The sequence below is a fragment of the Kitasatospora cathayae genome, assembly GCF_027627435.1.
Classification (GTDB): domain Bacteria; phylum Actinomycetota; class Actinomycetes; order Streptomycetales; family Streptomycetaceae; genus Kitasatospora; species Kitasatospora cathayae.
This window is the reverse complement of record NZ_CP115450.1, coordinates 1,302,959-1,321,189: the sequence shown is the minus strand read 5'-3', so window position 1 is coordinate 1,321,189 and position 18,231 is coordinate 1,302,959. Positions and strand designations below refer to the sequence as shown.

The 18,231-nt window shown below is 73.4% G+C and carries 12 protein-coding genes and 1 pseudogene; all 13 read left to right on the top strand.

Annotated features, from left to right (window positions below):
• Positions 1 to 2 precede the first annotated feature (2 nt).
• The 13 genes and pseudogenes from O1G21_RS06145 (at position 3) to O1G21_RS06085 (ending at position 18,229) form a co-directional block, all read left to right on the top strand.
• Positions 3 to 761: a methyltransferase domain-containing protein gene (locus tag O1G21_RS06145; protein WP_270141456.1), complete on the top strand. Its 759-nt coding sequence runs from the start codon at positions 3 to 5 to the stop codon at positions 759 to 761.
• Between the two features lie 195 nt (positions 762 to 956).
• A complete protein-coding gene (locus O1G21_RS06140) occupies positions 957 to 1,352 on the top strand; it encodes a RidA family protein (RefSeq protein ID WP_270141454.1) in 396 nt (131 codons plus the stop codon).
• A 60-nt stretch (positions 1,353 to 1,412) separates the two neighbouring features.
• Positions 1,413 to 1,544, top strand: a pseudogene (locus tag O1G21_RS06135) (alpha/beta hydrolase); the annotation flags it as partial.
• A gap of 679 nt (positions 1,545 to 2,223) precedes the next feature.
• Entirely contained in the window at positions 2,224 to 3,720 is a 1,497-nt protein-coding gene (locus O1G21_RS06130) for a sugar transferase (RefSeq protein WP_405000784.1), read from the top strand.
• A gap of 74 nt (positions 3,721 to 3,794) precedes the next feature.
• The gene (locus tag O1G21_RS06125; protein ID WP_270141451.1) at positions 3,795 to 5,111 is read left to right on the top strand and encodes a nucleotide sugar dehydrogenase; all 1,317 of its coding nucleotides are present in this window, start codon (positions 3,795 to 3,797) and stop codon (positions 5,109 to 5,111) included.
• Positions 5,101 to 6,381 (top strand): glycosyltransferase family 4 protein, encoded by a 1,281-nt coding sequence (locus O1G21_RS06120; RefSeq protein WP_270141449.1) that lies wholly within the window; start codon positions 5,101 to 5,103, stop codon positions 6,379 to 6,381. The genes O1G21_RS06125 and O1G21_RS06120 overlap by 11 nt, the downstream gene beginning before the upstream one ends.
• Positions 6,378 to 7,766 carry a Wzz/FepE/Etk N-terminal domain-containing protein gene (locus O1G21_RS06115; RefSeq protein ID WP_270141447.1) on the top strand — a complete coding sequence of 463 codons (1,389 nt, stop codon included), beginning with the start codon at positions 6,378 to 6,380 and terminating at the stop codon, positions 7,764 to 7,766. Before O1G21_RS06120 ends, O1G21_RS06115 begins: the two co-directional genes overlap by 4 nt.
• Complete coding sequence (locus tag O1G21_RS06110; protein WP_270141445.1) at positions 7,763 to 9,286, top strand: Wzz/FepE/Etk N-terminal domain-containing protein; 1,524 nt, start codon at positions 7,763 to 7,765, stop codon at positions 9,284 to 9,286. Before O1G21_RS06115 ends, O1G21_RS06110 begins: the two co-directional genes overlap by 4 nt.
• A gap of 3 nt (positions 9,287 to 9,289) precedes the next feature.
• Positions 9,290 to 11,218 (top strand): asparagine synthase (glutamine-hydrolyzing), encoded by a 1,929-nt coding sequence (gene asnB, locus O1G21_RS06105; protein WP_270141443.1) that lies wholly within the window; start codon positions 9,290 to 9,292, stop codon positions 11,216 to 11,218.
• A 70-nt stretch (positions 11,219 to 11,288) separates the two neighbouring features.
• On the top strand, positions 11,289 to 13,502 hold the full coding sequence (locus tag O1G21_RS06100) for a bi-domain-containing oxidoreductase (protein WP_270141442.1): 2,214 nt from the start codon (positions 11,289 to 11,291) through the stop codon (positions 13,500 to 13,502).
• A 2-nt stretch (positions 13,503 to 13,504) separates the two neighbouring features.
• Entirely contained in the window at positions 13,505 to 15,457 is a 1,953-nt protein-coding gene (locus O1G21_RS06095) for an alginate lyase family protein (RefSeq protein WP_405000591.1), read from the top strand.
• Between the two features lie 2 nt (positions 15,458 to 15,459).
• Positions 15,460 to 16,974 (top strand): right-handed parallel beta-helix repeat-containing protein, encoded by a 1,515-nt coding sequence (locus O1G21_RS06090; protein WP_270141440.1) that lies wholly within the window; start codon positions 15,460 to 15,462, stop codon positions 16,972 to 16,974.
• 1 nt (position 16,975) lies between these two features.
• Positions 16,976 to 18,229, top strand: a complete 1,254-nt coding sequence (locus O1G21_RS06085) for an O-antigen ligase domain-containing protein (RefSeq protein WP_270141439.1) — start codon at positions 16,976 to 16,978, stop codon at positions 18,227 to 18,229.
• The last annotated feature ends 2 nt before the right edge of the window (positions 18,230 to 18,231 follow it).

Sequence of the window (18,231 nt, the reverse complement as noted above, 5' to 3'; positions counted from 1 at the left end):
CCGTGCTGGTCAGCGCCCGCTCCTTCGCCGAGTACCGCGCGATGTTCGCGCTCACCGACCGCGACCTCGACCAGCGCATCCTCGACTGCCCGGCCGGCGCGGCGAGCTTCGTCGCCGAAGCCGGGCGGCAGGGGATCGACACGGTCGCCGTCGACCGCGAATACGCCGTGCACCGGGCGGAGCTGGGCCTGCTGGTCGAGCGGGAGACCGGCTTCAAACGCGAGCTGCTGGCGCGGGAGACGGCCGGCTTCGCCCGGTCCTGGTACGCCGACGCGGACGACCTGATCCGGCAGTGGAGCGCCAACACCCGGCTGTTCCGGGCCGACATCGCCGCCCGCCCGGAGCGCTACGTGGCCGGGGCACTGCCCGAACTCCCCTTCGCTGACCGCTCCTTCGACCTGGTGCTCAGCTCGCACCTGGTCTTCTCGTACGGCAACCGGCTGGGCGAGGAGTTCCAACGGGCCGCGCTGCTGGACCTCGCCCGGGTGGCACGGCGGGAGGTCCGGCTCTTCCCGGTGACGGTGTACGACACCGGCGAGCGCTACCAGGGCCTGGAACGGCTGCGCGAGGAACTGGCGGTCCTCGGGATCAGGAGCCGGGTGCGGCGGGTGGCGTACGAGTTCCAGCCCGGGGGCGACGAGATGCTGGTACTCACCTGCGCCGGCTACCGGGCCCCTGCGCCCGCCGGTCCGGGCGTCGGCCGGCGCGGCGAGGCGGCCGTCGACCCGGTGCGGTGGCGGCACCGCGAGCGGGGCGCCTGAGCGCCCACCGGGTTCGCCGGCAGCGGAACGGCCCGAGCTGGACCGGCTCTACCTCGACGTCAAGCAGGGCGACGCGGTCCACACGGCCGAGTTCACCGCCGTCGCCGGAGACTGAGGGCGGGGTAGCCGGTGACGGCCGGTCCAAGCCTCGGGACGGTGTGGCCGGGCCGCCCGCCGGTCTGCGAGCATGGCGCGATGGACAACGGTCGAAAGCTGGTCGGTTCGAGCTCGCCCCTGGAGCCCCGGATCGGGTTCTCCCGCGCGGTCCGCAAGGGCCCGTACGTGGCGGTGGCGGGCACCGCGCCGATCGGGGACGACGGGAGGAACGTCGGGCACGGCGACGTCTACGCCCAGACGCTCCGGTGCCTGGACATCGCCGAGGCCGCGCTCGAAGCGGCGGGCGCGTCGCTCGGGGACGTGGTGCGGACCAGGATCATGCTCACCGACGTGACGACCTGGGAGGAGGCCGCCCGGGCCCACGGGGAGCGCTTCGCGGCGATCCGGCCGGTCACCACCTTCGTCGAGGTCTCCCGCTTCATCGACCCCGAGTGGCTGGTCGAGGTGGAGGTCGACGCCGTTCTCGGCGGCTGAGCAAGGGGGTCACGGGAGGGCGCGGGACATGTGGGTGAAGACAGGTCCTAGGGTGCGGGAATGGTGCACTTCGTACTGGTGGCCGGCGCCCGGCTCGGGGCGTGGGCCTGGGAGGACGTGGTCCCGCACCTGCGTGCGGCCGGCCACGGTGTCCATCCGCTGACGCTGTCCGGGCTGGCGGAGTGGCGGGGCGCAGTGACGGAGCGGTGGTGCCGCCGAGGGCAGTGAGGGCATCGGCGGCCTCACCGTGGACGGCGTCAGCCACACCTACGCCACCCTCACCGTTCCCGCCGGCCGGGCGGCGACCGTCGAGGTCACCGGCCGAGCATGCCAACTCCCGGCCGGGGTGCCGGACTTCTCCGCACCAGTGGACCCTCCGCGTGCCCGGTCGGGCGCGTCGTCACAGGTCACACCGCACGTCCTCGGCTTCCCGGAGCCCCCCGAGGTGATCATTCGGTAGATCCGACTTCAAACTTCGACCATGTGTTTCACATATCCCCCTCTTCGGGTGCCCCCGATGCTCTAGATTGACTTTCACTTCGCAACGGTTGGGCGCGAGGCGAGACTTCATGATCTTCAAGTCCGGTGCTGCGGACGGTCGGTGGTCGCGTCCCCGGCGGAAGACGTTGGGTGGGAAATTCCTGGTGTCCGAAAACGGGCCCTGAGTGTGGAGAGCAACCGTCGGCGGGTTCCCGCGCACCTCGGGAATCCGGCAATTTCGCCATGCGCGGGAGGCGGGAACTCCCGCGGATAGGAACAGCGCGGCACGGGAGGCAGGGCCTCCCGGGGGGAGGAACGAACAGGTGCGGGAGGCGCAGGCCTCCCGGGGGGAGGAACCGTGTGGAGCGAGCACGTCGAACCCACTGGCAACCTGGACGGGGCTGTTGAGCAGGGGGAAGGAGAATTAGTCCGCCCGTTTCCATCGGCGCCGCGGCGTCGGGTGAACGGGAGACTCAGCCGGTCCGTGATCGACTGGGAGCAGCAGTACCGCCGTACCGTGATCATCAGCGACACCGTGGCCACCGCCTTCGTGGTGGCGGCGATCGGCGGATTCTTCGGGGTTCGGAACGCGTCGAACTGGCACGAGAAATGGGGAATCCTCGCCTTCGGCACCGAGCTGCTGGTACTGGGGGCGCTGGCGACGACCCGCGCGTGGGCTCCGGCCGTGCTCGGCGAGGGCGCCGAGGAGTTCCGCCGCCTCGGACGCTCACTGTTCACGGCGGCCGTCGTCCTCGCACTCGGCGGGATCGCCCTCACCTCGCACAACATCAAGCTCTGGGTCTTCGTCGCGATCCCGGCGATCACGCTCGTCACCATGACCGAGCGGTACCTGCTGCGCCTGTGGCTGCACAAACAGCGCAACTACGGACGCTGCCTGCGCCCGGTGCTCGCCGCCGGCAGCCCGGCCACCGTGCGCGACCTGATCGCCCGGACCCGCAAGTTCCCGCACCTGGGCTGGCGGGTGGAGGCGGTGTGCACGCCGTACGCGCTCGGCCCGGGCGGTGACCGGCTGGACGGAGTGCCGGTGGTCGGCCGGCTGACGGACGTCGCCAACCACGTCCGCCGCGACGGCTACCGGGTCGTCGCGGTCACCCCGGACCCGTACTGGACACCGGACCGGCTGCAGCGGCTGGCCTGGAACCTGGAGGGCGGCGACGCCGAGATGGTCGTGGCGCCGGTGCTGATGGAGGTGGCCGGACCGCGGCTGCACGTCGACGCGGTGCTCGGGATGCCGATGCTGCGGGTCAGCATGCCGGCCTTCACCGGGGGCCCGCGGGCGGTCAAGGCGGTCGTCGACCGGCTCGGCGCCGCGATCCTGCTCGTCCTGTTCGCGCCGCTGATGCTGCTCGTCGGGCTGCTCGTCCTGGTGGACAGCCGGGGCGGGGTGTTCTACCGCCAGCACCGGGTCGGCAAGGACGGCCGCCAGTTCACCCTGGTCAAGTTCCGCACCATGGTTCCCGGGGCGGACCGGGCCCGGGCCGAGCTGGCCGACCGCAACGAGGGCGCCGGCCTGCTGTTCAAGCTCCGCCGGGACCCTCGGGTGACCCGGGTCGGCGGAGTGCTGCGGCGGTACTCGCTCGACGAGCTCCCGCAGCTGCTCAACGTGCTCACCGGCTCGATGTCGCTCGTCGGGCCGCGGCCTCCGTTGCCGGAGGAGTCCGCCGCCTACGGCCCGGACATCCGCCGGCGGCTGCTCGTCAAGCCCGGGCTCACCGGCCTGTGGCAGATCAGCGGACGCAGTGACCTGCCGTGGGAGGAGGCGGTGCGCCTGGACCTGCGGTACGTGGAGGACTGGTCGCTCGCCCTGGACGCGGTGATCTTGTGGAAGACGCTGCGTGCGGTGCTCCAGGGGCAGGGGGCCTACTGATGGGTGGGGGGGCGCCGTCCGATCGGCGCGCGGATGGCCGGCCGAACCGGCCTGCCCGAGGGGAGGAACGGGTCATGAGGATCAGCGTCCTGGGGCTCGGCTACGTGGGCTGCGTGTCGGCCGCGTGCCTGGCCAGTCTGGGCCACGAGGTCATCGGGGTGGACGTCAACCGGGTGAAGGTCGACCTGGTCAACGACGGCAAGGCCCCGGTGGTCGAGGAGCGGATCGGCGAACTCATCGCCGAGGTCGTACGGTCGGGGGCGTTGCGCGCCACCGGCGACGTCCGCGAGGCGATCCTGGGCAGCGACGTGTCGCTGGTCTGCGTGGGCACGCCGTCGGAGCCCAACGGCAGCGTGTGCACCACCTACCTGGAGCGGGTCGCCGAGCAGATCGGTGCCGCGGTGGCCGAGCGGGGCGGGCGGCACACCGTCGTGTTCCGCAGCACCATGCTCCCGGGCACCTGCCTGAACCTGCTGGTGCCGATCCTGGAGAAGCACACCGGGGGCACGGCCGGGGTGGACTTCGGGGTCGCGGTCAACCCGGAGTTCCTGCGCGAGGGCACCAGCGTGCGGGACTTCTTCGACCCGCCCAAGACCGTCATCGGCCAGCTCGACCGGGCGAGCGGCGACGTGGTCGCGGCGCTGTACGAGGGACTGCCCGGCGAGGTGTTCCGGGTGCCGGTCCCGACGGCCGAGGCGATCAAGTACGCGGACAACGCGTTCCACGGCCTCAAGATCGGCTTCGCGAACGAGCTGGGCGCGGTCTGCCAGGCGCTCGGGGTGGACTCGCACCAGGTGATGGACGTTTTCCTGGCCGACCGCAAACTGAACATCAGCCCCGCCTACCTGCGGCCCGGCTTCGCCTTCGGCGGCTCCTGCCTGCCCAAGGACCTGCGCAGCCTGGTCCACGCGGCGCAGCGGGCCGACGTCTCGGTGCCCATCCTGTCCCACGTGCTGCCCTCCAACTCCGACCACCTGCAGCGCGCGGTGGAGCTGGTCGAGCGCACCGGCAGGCGCCGGGTGGGCCTGTTCGGCCTGTCCTTCAAGCCCGGCACCGACGACCTCCGGGAGAGCCCGCTGGTGGAGCTGGCCGAGCGGCTCTTCGGCAAGGGCTACGACCTGCGGATCTACGACCCCAACGTGAACCTCTCCCGGCTGCTCGGCGCGAACCGCGAGTACATCGAGACCAGGCTGCCGCACCTCGCGCAGCTGCTCGCGGAGTCCGTCGACGAGGTGCTCGAGCACGCCGAGGTGTGCGTGGTCGGAACGAGGGACCCGGCCGTCCTGTCGGCCCTGCCGCAGGGCGGCGGCCCGCTGATCGTCGACCTCGTCCGCCTCCCCGACGCCGAGGCGCGCCGGGCCGAACCGGGGTACACGGGCCTTGCTTGGTGACACGGAGTCCGCAGACGCGACGAGCGGCGACGGCCGGGGCCGTCGCGCGCTGATCCTGGTGGAGAACCTGTCGGTGCCGTTCGACCGGCGGGTGTGGCAGGAGTGCACGACGCTGCGCGACGCGGGCTGGACGGTTCACGTCATCTGCCCGCAGGGGAGCAAGCGGGACACCGAACCGGAGGCGGTGATCGACGGGGTGCGGATCCACCGCTACCCGCTGCGCGCCGCCACCGGCGGGCCGGCCGGCTACCTGCGGGAGTACGGATCGGCGCTGTGGCACACCACCCGGCTGGCCCGCAGGGTCGGCCCGGTCGACGTGGTCCACGCCTGCAACCCGCCCGACCTGCTGTTCCTGCCGGCCCTGTGGCTGAAGCGGCGCGGCGCGCGGTTCGTGTTCGACCAGCACGACCTGGTGCCCGAGCTGTACCTCTCCCGGTTCGACCGCGGGCAGGACCTGCTCTACCGCGCCGTGTGCGCGCTGGAACGGTGGACCTACCGGGCCGCGGACGTCGTGCTCGCCACCAACGAGAGCTACCGGGACGTCGCGCTCAGCCGCGGCGGCCGACGGCCGGAGGACGTCTTCGTGGTGCGCAGCGCGCCCGACACCGACCGGTTCCGGCCGGTGCCGCCCGAGCCGGAGCTGAAGCGCGGCAAGCCCCATCTGCTGTGCTACCTCGGCGTGATGGGCCCGCAGGACGGCGTCGACTACGCCCTGCGGGCGCTGGCGAAGCTGCGCGACGAGCTCGGCCGCAGCGACTGGCACGCGGTGTTCGTCGGCGGCGGCGACACCTTCGACGCCATGGTGGAGCTGTCCCGGCGGCTCGGGCTGTCGGACCAGGTGCAGTTCACCGGGCGCGTGCCGGACACCGACCTAGTGCGCTACCTGTCCAGCGCGGACGTGTGCCTCTCGCCCGACCCGCGCAACCCGCTCAACGACGTGTCCACCATGAACAAGGTCCTGGAGTACATGGTGGTGGGCCGGCCGATCGTCTCCTTCGACCTCCGGGAGGCGCGGGTCTCCGCCGGCGACGCCGCCGTCTACGCGCCCGCCGACGACGAGTCCGCGTTCGCCGGGCTGATCGCCCAGCTGATGGACGATCCGGACAAGCGGGCCTGGATGGGCAAGATCGGCCAGGAGCGGATCAACGGGCCGCTCGCCTGGCGCAACTCCCAACGAGCTCTGCTCGCCGCCTACGCCGCCGCCTGCCGGGACGACGCTCCGGCGTCGGCGGGGGGCCGGGACCGGCCCGGGAGAAGGCCGCGCCGTTGAGCGACGACACGATACGCCTGGTCACGATCGGCCGGATCCTCCGTCGGCGCTGGCGGCTGCTCGCCGTCCTCGCCGCGGTGGGTGCGCTGGTCGGCTACGGCACCTCGCTGCTGTTCCCGCCGAGCTACACGGCGTCGGCGTCGGTGCTGCTGCCCGGGGTGTGGCAGGACCGGGAACTGCTGACCCAGGCGGAGATCGCCACCAGTTCGGTGGTGGTCGACCGGGCCGCCGCCACGCTCGGCTGGAACGGGGTCAGCGGCAGCGAGCTGCGGGACCAGGTGAGCGCCACCGCCGCGGACGGCAACATCATCAAGATCTCGGGCACGGCCGACACCCCGGAGCGCGCCCAGCAGCTCTCCGACCAGGTGGCCCAGCAGTTCGTCACCTTCGCCGGGCGGATCGCGGGCGACAGCACCGACCCCGAAGCGGCGCAGCCCGAGGCGCTGCGGCAGCTGGTGGTGCAGGCCAGCCGCCGCATCACCGACCTGGCGGCCGCGGCCGATCCGGGGCAGACCGTGGACAGCGTGCAGACCCGCACCGACTTGGAGAAGCTGCGCACCACACTGCAGGACGCCATCAAGAAGCTGGACCAGATCGACCCGGCCGCCAACCGGTCCAACATGGTCGTCATGGGCTCGGCCACCCGGCCGTCCGGCCAGGCGCCGCCGACCAGGATCCAACTCATCGCCGCCGGGGCGTTGTCGTTCTTCCTGATCGCGGTCGTCGGGCATCTCGTCGCCGCCCGGAGGAGCCGGCGGCCGCGCACCGGGGCGGAGATCGCCGCGGCGCTGGGCTCGGCGCTCCTCGGCACCGTCGACGTGCCCAGGGGGCCGCGCGCGCACCGGCCGGCGGGCCGTGGCCCGCGGGCGCTGCTCCGCCGGCTGCTGGGCACCGACGTCCGGTGGGACCTGCCGGCCCCGCAGCCCTCCGGCGACGAGGCCGACCGGCGGCTCCGCTACCGGCGGGTGTGCGCCCGCCTGCGGGACCGACTTCCGGACCCATCACGGCTGTTGGTGGTCGTCCCGGACGGCGACGAGCCGGGCCGCCGGGCCGCCGGGCAGCTGGTCGACGAGGCCGGGAGCGATCCGCTGCTGCGGGTGGTGGAGGTCGCGGTGTCCCGGCCGCTGCTGCCGGACCGGGACGACGAGTCCGGTGCCCTGCTCGTGCTCAGCGCGGGCGGCTGGACCGCGGAGGAACTCGCCGGCATCGCCGACGCGTGCGCGGACGCCGGGCACGAGCTGGTCGGCGTCGTCGTCGCCGGCCCGGTCCGGGAGCGTCCGACGCGGTCCGAAGGCCGCCGACCGGACGACGCCGAACCGGCGCTCGCGGATGACGCCACGCCGGCGCTCGCGGTCGGCGACGACGGGGGGAGAGGGTCGGGGTGACACCAACTACGACCTCGGAGCCGCCGCCCGCCGCGCCACTGCTGGACCTCCAGGCGCTGGTGGTCGCGGTGCGCAGGCGGCGGCGCCTCTGGTGCTGCCTGGCGCTGGTCGGGCTGCTGCTCGGCGCGGCGCTGGCGGTCCTGAAGCCGCCGCCGCCGACCGCGGTGACCACGGTGCTGGTCGCGCACCAGGCGGACCAGCCCAACGACCCGGGAACCCTGATCCGCACCGACGCCGCCCTGCTGCAGACCACCGAGATCGCCGGCAAGGCGCTGCAAGCCCTCGGGTCCGCGCAGAAACCGGAGGACTTCATGCGGGACTACGGGGGCGCCGGCCTGACCAACAACCTGCTGCAGATCACCGTGACCGGACACAGCGACGCCGAAGCCCAGGCCCGGGCCAAGGCGCTGGCCGACGCCTTCGTCGCGGACCACGTGCGGCGGATCCAGGAAGCCGCGGCCGCCGAGGCCAAGGCCCTGCTCGACCAGCGCGACCAGATGCAGAAGGAACTCGCCCAGGTCAACCAGCAGATCGGCGACGCGGCGCAGCAGAGCGGGGCGAAGGCCGCGACGAACCTGCAGTCGCTCTACGACAGCCGGACCGTGCTCACCTCGCGCATCAACGACTTCAGCCAGCGCGCCGCCGAGGCGGGCGTCGGCACCCCCCGGCTCGTCGCCGGGACCCAGATCGTGGACGCCCCGCGCGCGGTGAGGCAGTCCCTGCCGAAGACCGCCGCCACCGACGCCGGGATCGGGCTCGTCCTCGGGTTCGTCCTCGGGATCGCGGTGGCCGCCGTCGGCGCGGTGGTGGCGGACCGCCCCGTGCTGCGCCGGGAGATCGCGACGAACCTCGGCGCCTCCGTCATCGCGGAGCTGCGCCGGGTGCCCCGCCGACCGGCCGGCCGGTGGCAGCCGCGGCGGACCCGGACGGCCCGGGCGAGGCTCACCGCGACCCTGGCCCGCACCGTGCGCGGCTCCGCGGAAGCGGTGTCACTGCTGGAACTGGGCTGCGCGCGCAGCACCGGCGAGATCGCCCTGGACCTCGCCGGGGCACTGGCGGAGGAGGGGCCGGTGGTGGTCGTCGACGGGCTGCCCGGCCCCCAGCTCGCCAAGCGCCGCCCGAGGCCGGGCGAGCCGGCCGTGGTCGCCGCCGAGCAGGTCGGGGCCGGTGCGGAACGCCGGCTCGGCGTCGGCTCGGTGGCGCCCGGCACGGCGTGGACCGACCTGCGCCACCTCGGCACCCGGACCGTGCTCGTGGTGCGCGCCGGGCACGGCAGCGCCGCCTGGCTGCACACCGTGGCGCGCCAGCTCGCGGACCAGCGCATCCCGGTGCTCGGGGTGGTGCTGATCGACCCCGATCCGCGCGACCGGACCGACGGCACCCTGTGGGACGGGCCGCACACCGCGCTGCGCGGTGAGAACGGGCGGCTGGCCCGGCTGAGCCGGACGGGCCGGCGGCGGACGGAACGACTACCGATGTGGACCTCACGGGTCCCCGACAGCGATCAGGAGGCGAGGTAGCACATGTGCGGCATCGCGGGCACGTACCGATGGCCGGACGGCAAGGCCGTGACCGACCTGCTCACCGACACCCTCGCCCACCGCGGCCCGGACGGAGCGGGCCGGTACGGCCACCCCCTCGGTGACGGCGAAGTGCACCTGGGGCACCGCCGGCTGGCCATCATCGACCTCTCCGAGACCGGCGCCCAGCCGATGGTCTCGGACGGCCTGGTCCTGACGTACAACGGCGAGCTGTACAACGCGCCCGAGCTGCGGGCCGAGCTGTCGGCCGCCGGGGTGCGCTTCCGCGGCACCTCCGACACCGAGGTGCTGCTGGAGGCCTGGCGGCGCTGGGGCACGGACTGCCTGCCCCGGCTGCGCGGCATGTTCGCGTTCGGGATCTTCGACGAGCGCACCGGCGAGCTGGTGCTCGCCCGCGACCAACTCGGCATCAAGCCGCTGTTCCTGGTCCGGCGCGGCGAGGGCCTGGTGTTCGCCTCCGAGCTCAAGGCGCTGGCCGCCGCCACCGGCGGGTCGCTGGAGGTGGACCAGGCGGCACTGGTGGCCTCCCTGCTGTACTACTGGGTGCCGGACTCGCGCTGCGCCTTCCGCGAGGCGGAGAAGCTGCCGCCGGGCAGCTGGCTGCGCTGCCGGCCCGACGGCCGGGTGGAACGCGGCCGGTACTGGCACCTGCGGGAGGTCGCCGCCGAGGGCCGGGACCGGGCCCGGGCCGGCGAGCTGCCGGACCTCGCCGCCATCGTCGAGGAGTCGACCAGGCGTCACCTGCTCTCGGACGTCCCGGTGGCGACCTTCCTCTCCGGCGGACTGGATTCCAGCTACCTGACCGCGCTGGCGGCCCGCGACCACCCCGGGATCTCCGCCTACACGATCGGGTTCCGCGCCGAGGACGCCAGGTTCGAGGCGATGCCGGACGACCTGCGCTACGCCCGGCAGGTGGCCGAGCGGTTCGGCGTCGACCTGAACGAGATCGAGATCGCCCCGGACGTGCTCGACCTGCTGCCGAAGATGACGTACCACCTGGACGAGCCGATCGGCGACCCGGCGGCGATCAACACCTTCCTGATCTGCTCGGCCGCCCGGGAGGCCGGGGTCAAGGTGCTGCTGTCGGGGATGGGCGCCGACGAGCTGTTCGCCGGCTACCGCAAGCACCTGGCCAACCAGCTCGCGCTGCGCTACCAGCGCGTCCCGCGGCCGCTGCGGCGCGGTCTGTCCGCCGCCGTGGACCGGCTGCCGGTGGCCACGGCCAGGCGGGGGCTGCGGTCGGTGCGGTTCGCCAAGCGGTTCCTCTCCTTCGCCGACCTGCCGGAGGAGGCCGCGTTCCGGCGCAGCTACACCATGTACGACCAGGAGGAACTGCTCGCCCTGGTCGACCCGGACCTGGCCGGGACGGTCGAGGACGTGCTGACCGAGCACGCGGACGTCTACCAGGACAACGACCTCGACGACTTCGTCAACCGGATGTGCCTGGGCGACGCCCGGATGTTCCTGCCGGGCCTGAACCTCGCCTACACGGACCGTTCCAGCATGGCCGCGTCCACCGAGGTGCGGGTGCCGTACGTGGACGTCGAGGTGGTCAGGGCGGCGTTCACCGTGCCCGGCGACCGCAAGATCGTGGGGCGGCAGGGCAAGGCCGTGCTCAAGGAGGCAGCCGCCTCGATCCTGCCCCGGGAGATCGTGTACCGGCCCAAGGGCCTGTTCAGCGCCCCGCTGCGGGCCTGGATGAGCCGGGACCTGGCACCGCTGGTGCGCGAGGTGATCAACGACGGCGAGCTGGTCCGCTCCGGGTTCCTGCGCCGCGACGTACTCGCGCGGCTGGTCGCCGAGGACGCCGCCGGCCAGCGGGACTTCTCCAAGCACCTGTGGCACGTGCTGACCCTCGAGTACTGGTACCGCGGCGCGACCTCCGGCCACAGCGCTCATCCGACGGCTTAGGGCTCACTTTCCGGCGTACGGCTCATTTCCCGGCGCAGCAGCAACCGGCTTAGAAGCAAGGGGACTTCCGTTGAAACAGGTTGTGCAGAACTACAAGAGCGGTGAGCTGTCGGTGCTCGACGTGCCGGTGCCGGGGTGCAAGCCGGGCGGGGTGCTGGTCCGCAGCGCCTTCTCGCTGATCTCCACCGGGACCGAGCTGATGAAGGTCTCCGAGGCCGGCATGTCGATGCTGGGCAAGGCCCGGTCCCGCCCGGACCAGGTGGCCAAGGTGATGCAGAGCGTGGCCGTCAACGGGCTGCCCGCCACCTACCGCAAGGTGATGGGCAAGCTGGACTCCTACACGCCGCTGGGCTACTCGCTGTGCGGGGTGGTCGAACAGGTCGGCGCCGGGATCGACGACGTGAAGGTCGGCGACCTGGTGGCCTGCGCCGGCAACGAGCACGCCCTGCACGCCGAGGTGAACTGGGTGCCGAGGAACCTCTACACCCCGGTGCCGGACGGCCTCGCGCCGCGGCACGCGTCCTTCGGCACCGTCGGCTCGATCGCCCTGCAGGGCGTGCGCCAGGGCGAGCCGCAGCTCGGCGAGGTGGCGCTGGTCATCGGCCTCGGGCTGATCGGGCAGCTGGTGGTGCAGCTCCTCACCGCTGCGGGGGTGCGCGTCGTCGGGGCCGACCCCGACCCGGCGCGCTGCGAGCTCGCCGAGCGGCTGGGCGCCGTGGCCTGTGGCGATCCAGGGTCCGCGGCGGTGGAGAACGCCGTCGCCGAGCTGACCGACGGTCACGGCGTGGACCAGGTGTACCTGGCCGCCGGCGGCGGCAGCAACCAGCCCGTCGAGCTGGCCGCCCACCTGGCCCGGGACCGCGGCCGGGTCGTCGACATCGGCAAGTGCCGGCTGGACCTGCCGTGGAACGCGTACTACGAGAAGGAGCTCGACGTCCGGTTCTCCCGCTCGTACGGGCCCGGGCGCTACGACCCGGAGTACGAGCTCGAGGGGCGGGACTACCCGATCGGCTACGTGCGCTGGACCGAGCGCCGCAACCTGGCGTGCTTCCTCGACCTCATGGCACGCGGCCGCGTCGACGTGGAGCCGCTGATCTCCCACATCGCCGACTTCGACGCCGCCGTCGAGACCTACCGGCGCCTGAAGGACGGCGAGTTGAAGGCGGTGGCCGTGCTGTTCCGCTATCCCTCGGCGGAGGCGGAGGCGGAGCTGGCGGCCGGGTCCCTGGCGGTGGCGGTGCCCGCGGTGCGCCGCGCGGACCCGTCGGCCCGGCCCGTGCCCGGCCGATCCGCAGGGGCGCCGGTGCGGCTGGCGTTCGTCGGCGCGGGCAACTACGCGACCTCGATGCTGCTGCCGCACCTGGCCCAGCGCGCGGGCGTCGCACTGTCCACGGTCGTCACCACCACGGCGCTGTCCGCCGCCAACGCCCAGCGGAAGTTCGGCTTCGCCCACGCGACCACCGACCTCGACGCCGTGCTCGGGGACCCGGCCGTCGACGCGGTGTTCGTGGTCACCCGGCACAGCTCGCACGCCGAACTGACCCGCCGGGCGCTGCTGGCCGGCAAGGCGGTGTTCGTGGAGAAGCCGCTGGCCCTCACCGAGGACGAACTGGCCGGGGTGCTCGCCGCGGTGGAGGAGTCCGGCAACGACCGCCTGCAGGTCGGCTTCAACCGCCGGTTCGCGCCGCTGCTGCGGGAGGCCAAGGCCCGCTTCGGCGCCCGGACCGGTCCGGCGAGCCTGCGCTACCTGGTCAACGCGGGCCGGCTGCAGCACGGCAGCTGGTACCTCCAGCAGGGCACCGAGGGCTCGCGATTCGCCGGCGAGGGCGGGCACTTCATCGACACCGCGAGCTGGCTGCTGGACGCCGACCCGGTCTCGGTGTACGCCGTCGCGCCGTCCGGCAACGAGGACCTCCAGGTGGTGCTGCGCTACCCGGACGGCTCCACCGCCACCGTCAGCTACGTCACCACCGGCGCGCCCGGTTTCCCCAAGGAGACCCTGGACCTCGTCGCGGACGGCAGGGTGCTGAAGCTCGACGACTTCGTCCGCGCCTCGGTGTATTTCGAAAGCACGGCCGGGCGGAAGCGGTGGGTCAGCTCGCGGCTGCCCAAGGCCCGGGACAAGGGCCAGTCCGCCGAACTGGCCGCGTTCGTCAAGGCCGTGCGGAGCGGCGGGCCGATGCCGGTGCCACTGGAGTCGCTGGTCGCCACCACGGCGGCCACCCTCGCGGTGCGGGCCGCGCTGGCCGGCGGCGCGCCGGTGACGCTGGCGAGGTCGCTGTGACCATGAGCCCTGGCTGGTACCTGCGCCGGCTGTCCCGGATGGGACCGCGGGAGATCGGCGGCCGGGTCGGCGACGCGGTGCGCAGGCGCCGGTGGCGCTCGTCGGCGCCGCCGCACGGCCCGGCCGTCACCGGCGCCCGGTTCACCGCCGTGCTGCCCGCCGGGACGATCGCCGCGCTGCCACCCGACGCCGCGAAGCGCCTGCTCGCCGCGGCGGACCGGCTGATGGACGGCCACGCCGAGTACTTCGGGGTGGAGCGCGACGACCTCGCCGCCCCGGACTGGTGGCGCGACCCGAAGACCGGACGCCGGGCCCCGTCCGGCCACGCCTTCGAGGTGCCGTACCGCGACGAGGACGCGGTCGGGGACATCAAGCAGATCTGGGAGCCGTCCCGCCACCAGCACCTGACCGTGCTCGCCGCCGCCTACGCGATCACCGGCGACGAGCGGTACGCCGAGCGGGTGGCCGAGCACCTGCGGTCCTGGTGGGCGGCCAACCCGCCGCTGCGCGGCGTGCACTGGATCAGCGGCATCGAGCTGGGCATCCGGCTGCTGTCCTGGGTGTGGGTCCGCCGGCTGCTCGACGGCTGGCCGGGCGCGGCCGCCCTGTTCGAGGGCAACCCGGTGGCGCTGGACCAGATCTGGCACCACCAGCGCTGGCTGGCCGCCTTCCCCAGCCGGGGGTCCTCGGCGAACAACCACGTCATCGCCGAGGCGGCCGGGCAGTTCGCCGCGGCCTGCGCCTTCGGCTGGTTCCCCGCCTCGGCGCGCTGGCGCTCCGACGCGCTGCGCTCGCTGGAGCGGCACCTGCGCGCCAACACCTTCCGCTCCGGCCTCAACCGCGAGCTGGCCACCGAGTACCACGGACTCGTCCTGGAGCTCGGCCTGGCCGCGCTGGCCGAGGCGGACGCCGCCGCCGTGCCGGTCCCCGCGACGGTCCGGCTGGTGCTGCTGCGGATGACCGACGCGCTCGCGGCCGTCGTCGACAACCGGCTGCGGCCACCGCGCCAGGGGGACGCGGACGACGGACACGGCCTGGTCCTGGACGGCGCCGGCACCGACCGCTGGGCCTCGCTGCTGACCACCGGGGACGCGGTGTTCGGCCGGCTCGCCTGGTGGCCGGCGGTGACCGGCACGGATGTGCGCACCCCGCTGCTGGCCGCGCTGATCCGGCCGTACGGGCGGACCCCGGCCGTGGCCCGCCCGGCGAGCCGGCCGGTCCACTTCCCCGACGCGGGGATGACCGTCCTGCGCGGACCGGGGGAGATCTGGTGCCGCTGCGACGGCGGTCCGCACGGGTTCCTGTCCATCGCCGCGCACGGCCACGCGGACGCGCTGTCCGTGGAGGTCCGGCACGACGGGGTCGACGTGCTCGCCGACCCGGGGACGTACTGCTACCACGGACAGCCCGAGTGGCGGCGGTACTTCCGCTCCACCCTGGGCCACAACACCCTGGAGCTGGACGGCGCGGACCAGTCCGCCTCCGGCGGCCCGTTCCTGTGGACCCGGCACGCCCACAGCCGCGTCCTGGTCGCGGACACCTCCGACGCGAAGGTGGCGCGCTGGTGCGCCGAGCACGACGGCTACCACCCCTCGGTGCACCGCCGCCGGGTGGAACTGGACTCCGGCAGCCGGGAGTTGCGGATCACCGACGAGGTGAGCGGCCCGGGCCGGGCCGTCCGGCTGGCGTTCCACCTCGGCCCGGCGATCACCGCGGACCTGACCGGCGACCGGGCCGTGCTGACCTGGACCACGGACGGCGAGCGGCGCTCCGCCGTGCTCGACCTGCCGGAGCAGCTGTCCTGGCGGGCGCACCGGGGCGAGAGCGAGCCGCCGCTGGGCTGGTACTCGGCCGGCTTCGGCCGCCGGGAACCCGCCACCACGCTGGTCGGCACCGGCTTCTCCGACGGCGCACAGGGGTTCCGCACGTTCCTCAGGTTCAACGGCGAGGGGTGAGGGTGGGGATCAACAGGCGGCACTGGGGGGCCCTGGCCTCGGTCCTGCTGCTGGCGACCGGCTGCACCAGCGGTTCGGACGCCCCGCCGGAACCGACCGCCCCGCCCACCGGGTCGGCAGCGGTGGCCCGGGTGTGCGCCGATCCCGAGGCCGGGCCGGCGCAGCCGCCGGCGGGCGCGGTGACGGTCGACCCCGCGGTGGTCGGCGACCTGGCCGCGAAGACCAAGGACAGTCCCCCGCACACCACCTTCTGGCTCCAACCGGGGACCCACACCCTGGCCGCCGACCGGTACGCCCAGGTCGTCCCCAAGGAGGGGGACAGCTACCTCGGCGCACCGGGCGCGGTGCTCGACGGCCGGAAGACCAACGAGTACGCGTTCAGCGGTGCCGCCGCCGACGTCACCATCCGCTACCTGACCGTGCAGGGCTTCGTCGCGCCGCAGAACGAGGGCGTGGTCAACCACGACTCGGCCGACGGATGGGTGATCGAGCACGCGACGATCCAGGACAACTCCGGTGCCGGGCTGATGGCCGGCGCCCGCCAGCGGGTCCGCGCCAACTGCCTGCGCGGCAACGGGCAGTACGGCATCAACGCGTACAAGGCCGGCGCCCCGCTCAGCGACCTGGTGGTCGAGGGCAACGAGATCACGGCCAACGACACCGACCAGTGGGAGAAGCGGCAGCCCGGCTGCGGCTGCACCGGCGGCGTCAAGTTCTGGGCCGTCAACCGCGCCGATGTACGCGGTAACTGGGTCCACGACAACCGCGGACCCGGGCTGTGGGCGGACACCGACAACAACGACTTCCGCATCGAGGACAACCTGCTGGAGGCCAACGACGGTGCCGCGCTGATCTACGAGACCAGCTACAACGCGGTCATCCGAGGCAACACGATCCGGCGCAACGACTGGGTCGAGGGCCGCAACGCCGCCGACCGCGGCGACGACTTCCCGTACGCGACCGTCTACCTGTCCGAGTCCGGCGGCGAACCACGGATCCCGGCCCGCACCGACAAGATCGAGATCGACCGCAACGTGCTGGAGGACAACTGGTCCGGGATCACCCTGTGGGAGAACGCCGACCGGTTCTGCAACAGCCCGGCCAACACCTCCTCCGGCGACTGCACCCTGCTGGTGAAGGACACCGCCCGCTGCGCCCAGCCGACCATCGCCAGCGCACCGCTGAACGCCGACTGCCGGTGGAAGACCCAGCGGGTGGACATCCACGACAACCGCTTCACGCTGGACCCGTCCGTGGTCGGGTGCACCGTCAAGTGCGGCCGGATGGCGGTACTGGCCAACTACGGCACCTACCCGGACTGGTCACCGTACAAGGGCGAACAGGTCGCCGAGGCGATCACCGGCAAACAGCAGAACCGCTGGCACGACAACGCCTACCGCGGGCCGTGGAGCTTCGTCGCCCACGACCCGAGCCGGACGCTCGACTTCGGGCAGTGGCAGGGCCGGCCGTACCAGCAGGACGCGGGCAGCACCTTCCAGCCACGGGCGGGTGGTTGAGATGGGCCGGGGCCTGACCCTCGAAGGGCTGGACGAGGACGTCGCACAGCGGCGGCGCGGCGCGCCGAGGACCGTCGGGGTGGTCTGGGGACTGCTGATCCTCAACACCCTCGGCTCCGCCGGGGCGCAGACCATCATCCCGCTGCCCCGCTCCCTCATCCAGATGGTCACCATGGGCTCGCTGGTCTCCGCCTTCGCGCTGGCGCTCGTGGTCAACCTCCGGCTGCGGATCCGGCCCAGCGCCTACCTGGTCCTGCTCACCCTGCTGCTGGTGCTGAGCGTGATCTCCAGCGCCAACCTGGAGTCCGGGGCCGGCGCGCTGTTCCGCTGCGCCCGGCTGGCCCTGTTCGTCGGCACGCTGTGGCTGCTCAGCCGCTGGTGGGACGGCGGCGAGACGTTCGTGCGGCATCACATCCGGATGTACTTCGCGGTGCTGGTGTCGGTGGCCGCCGGCCTGGCCGTCTCGCCGGGCGCGGCGATGCCCGACCTCTACGGCGGGCGGCTGGTCGGCGCGCTGTGGCCGCTCACTCCGCCGCAGATCGGACAGTACGCCGCGGTGATCACCGGGCTCGCCGCGCTGCTCCTGCTGGGCCGGCGGACCACCGGGGCCAGTGCGGCGGCGGTCATCGTGCCGTCGCTCGTCCTGCTCGCGCTGACCCACACCCGGACGGCCACCCTCGGCCTGATCATCGGATTGGCGCTGGCGATCGGCTCGCTCGTGCTGACCAGCGCCGCCGCCCGCAGGTTCTTCGGCTGGGCGGTGCTGTGCGCCACCGCGGCCGCGGTCGGGCTGAGTTCGCTGCTGGAGGCGTGGTTCCTGCGCGGCCAGAGCCAGGAGAACTTCTCCAACCTCACCGGCCGGGCCAAGGTCTGGGACGCCCTGCTGGCGGCGCCCCGGACGACCACCGAGCAGCTGTTCGGCAGGGGCCTGGGCGACAAGTCGTTCGGCGGGCTGCCGATCGACAACAGCTGGCTGGCCGTCTACAACGAACAGGGCCTGACCGGCGTCGGCCTGGTGGCGGCGTTCGTCCTCGTGCTGGGCGGCGTCGCGCTGCTGCGGCCACCGTCACTGTCGAGGGCCTGCGCGATCTTCCTGATCAGCTACTGCGCGATCGCCTCGTACACCGAGGCCGGGCTGGGCGACGCCTCGCCGTACCTGCTGCACCTGACCGTGGCCGCCTCGCTGCTGGCGGCGCCTGCCGCGGCCGCTCCCCTCCCGACGCCCGAAGCCATCCAGAGAACGGAGGGAACCTGAGC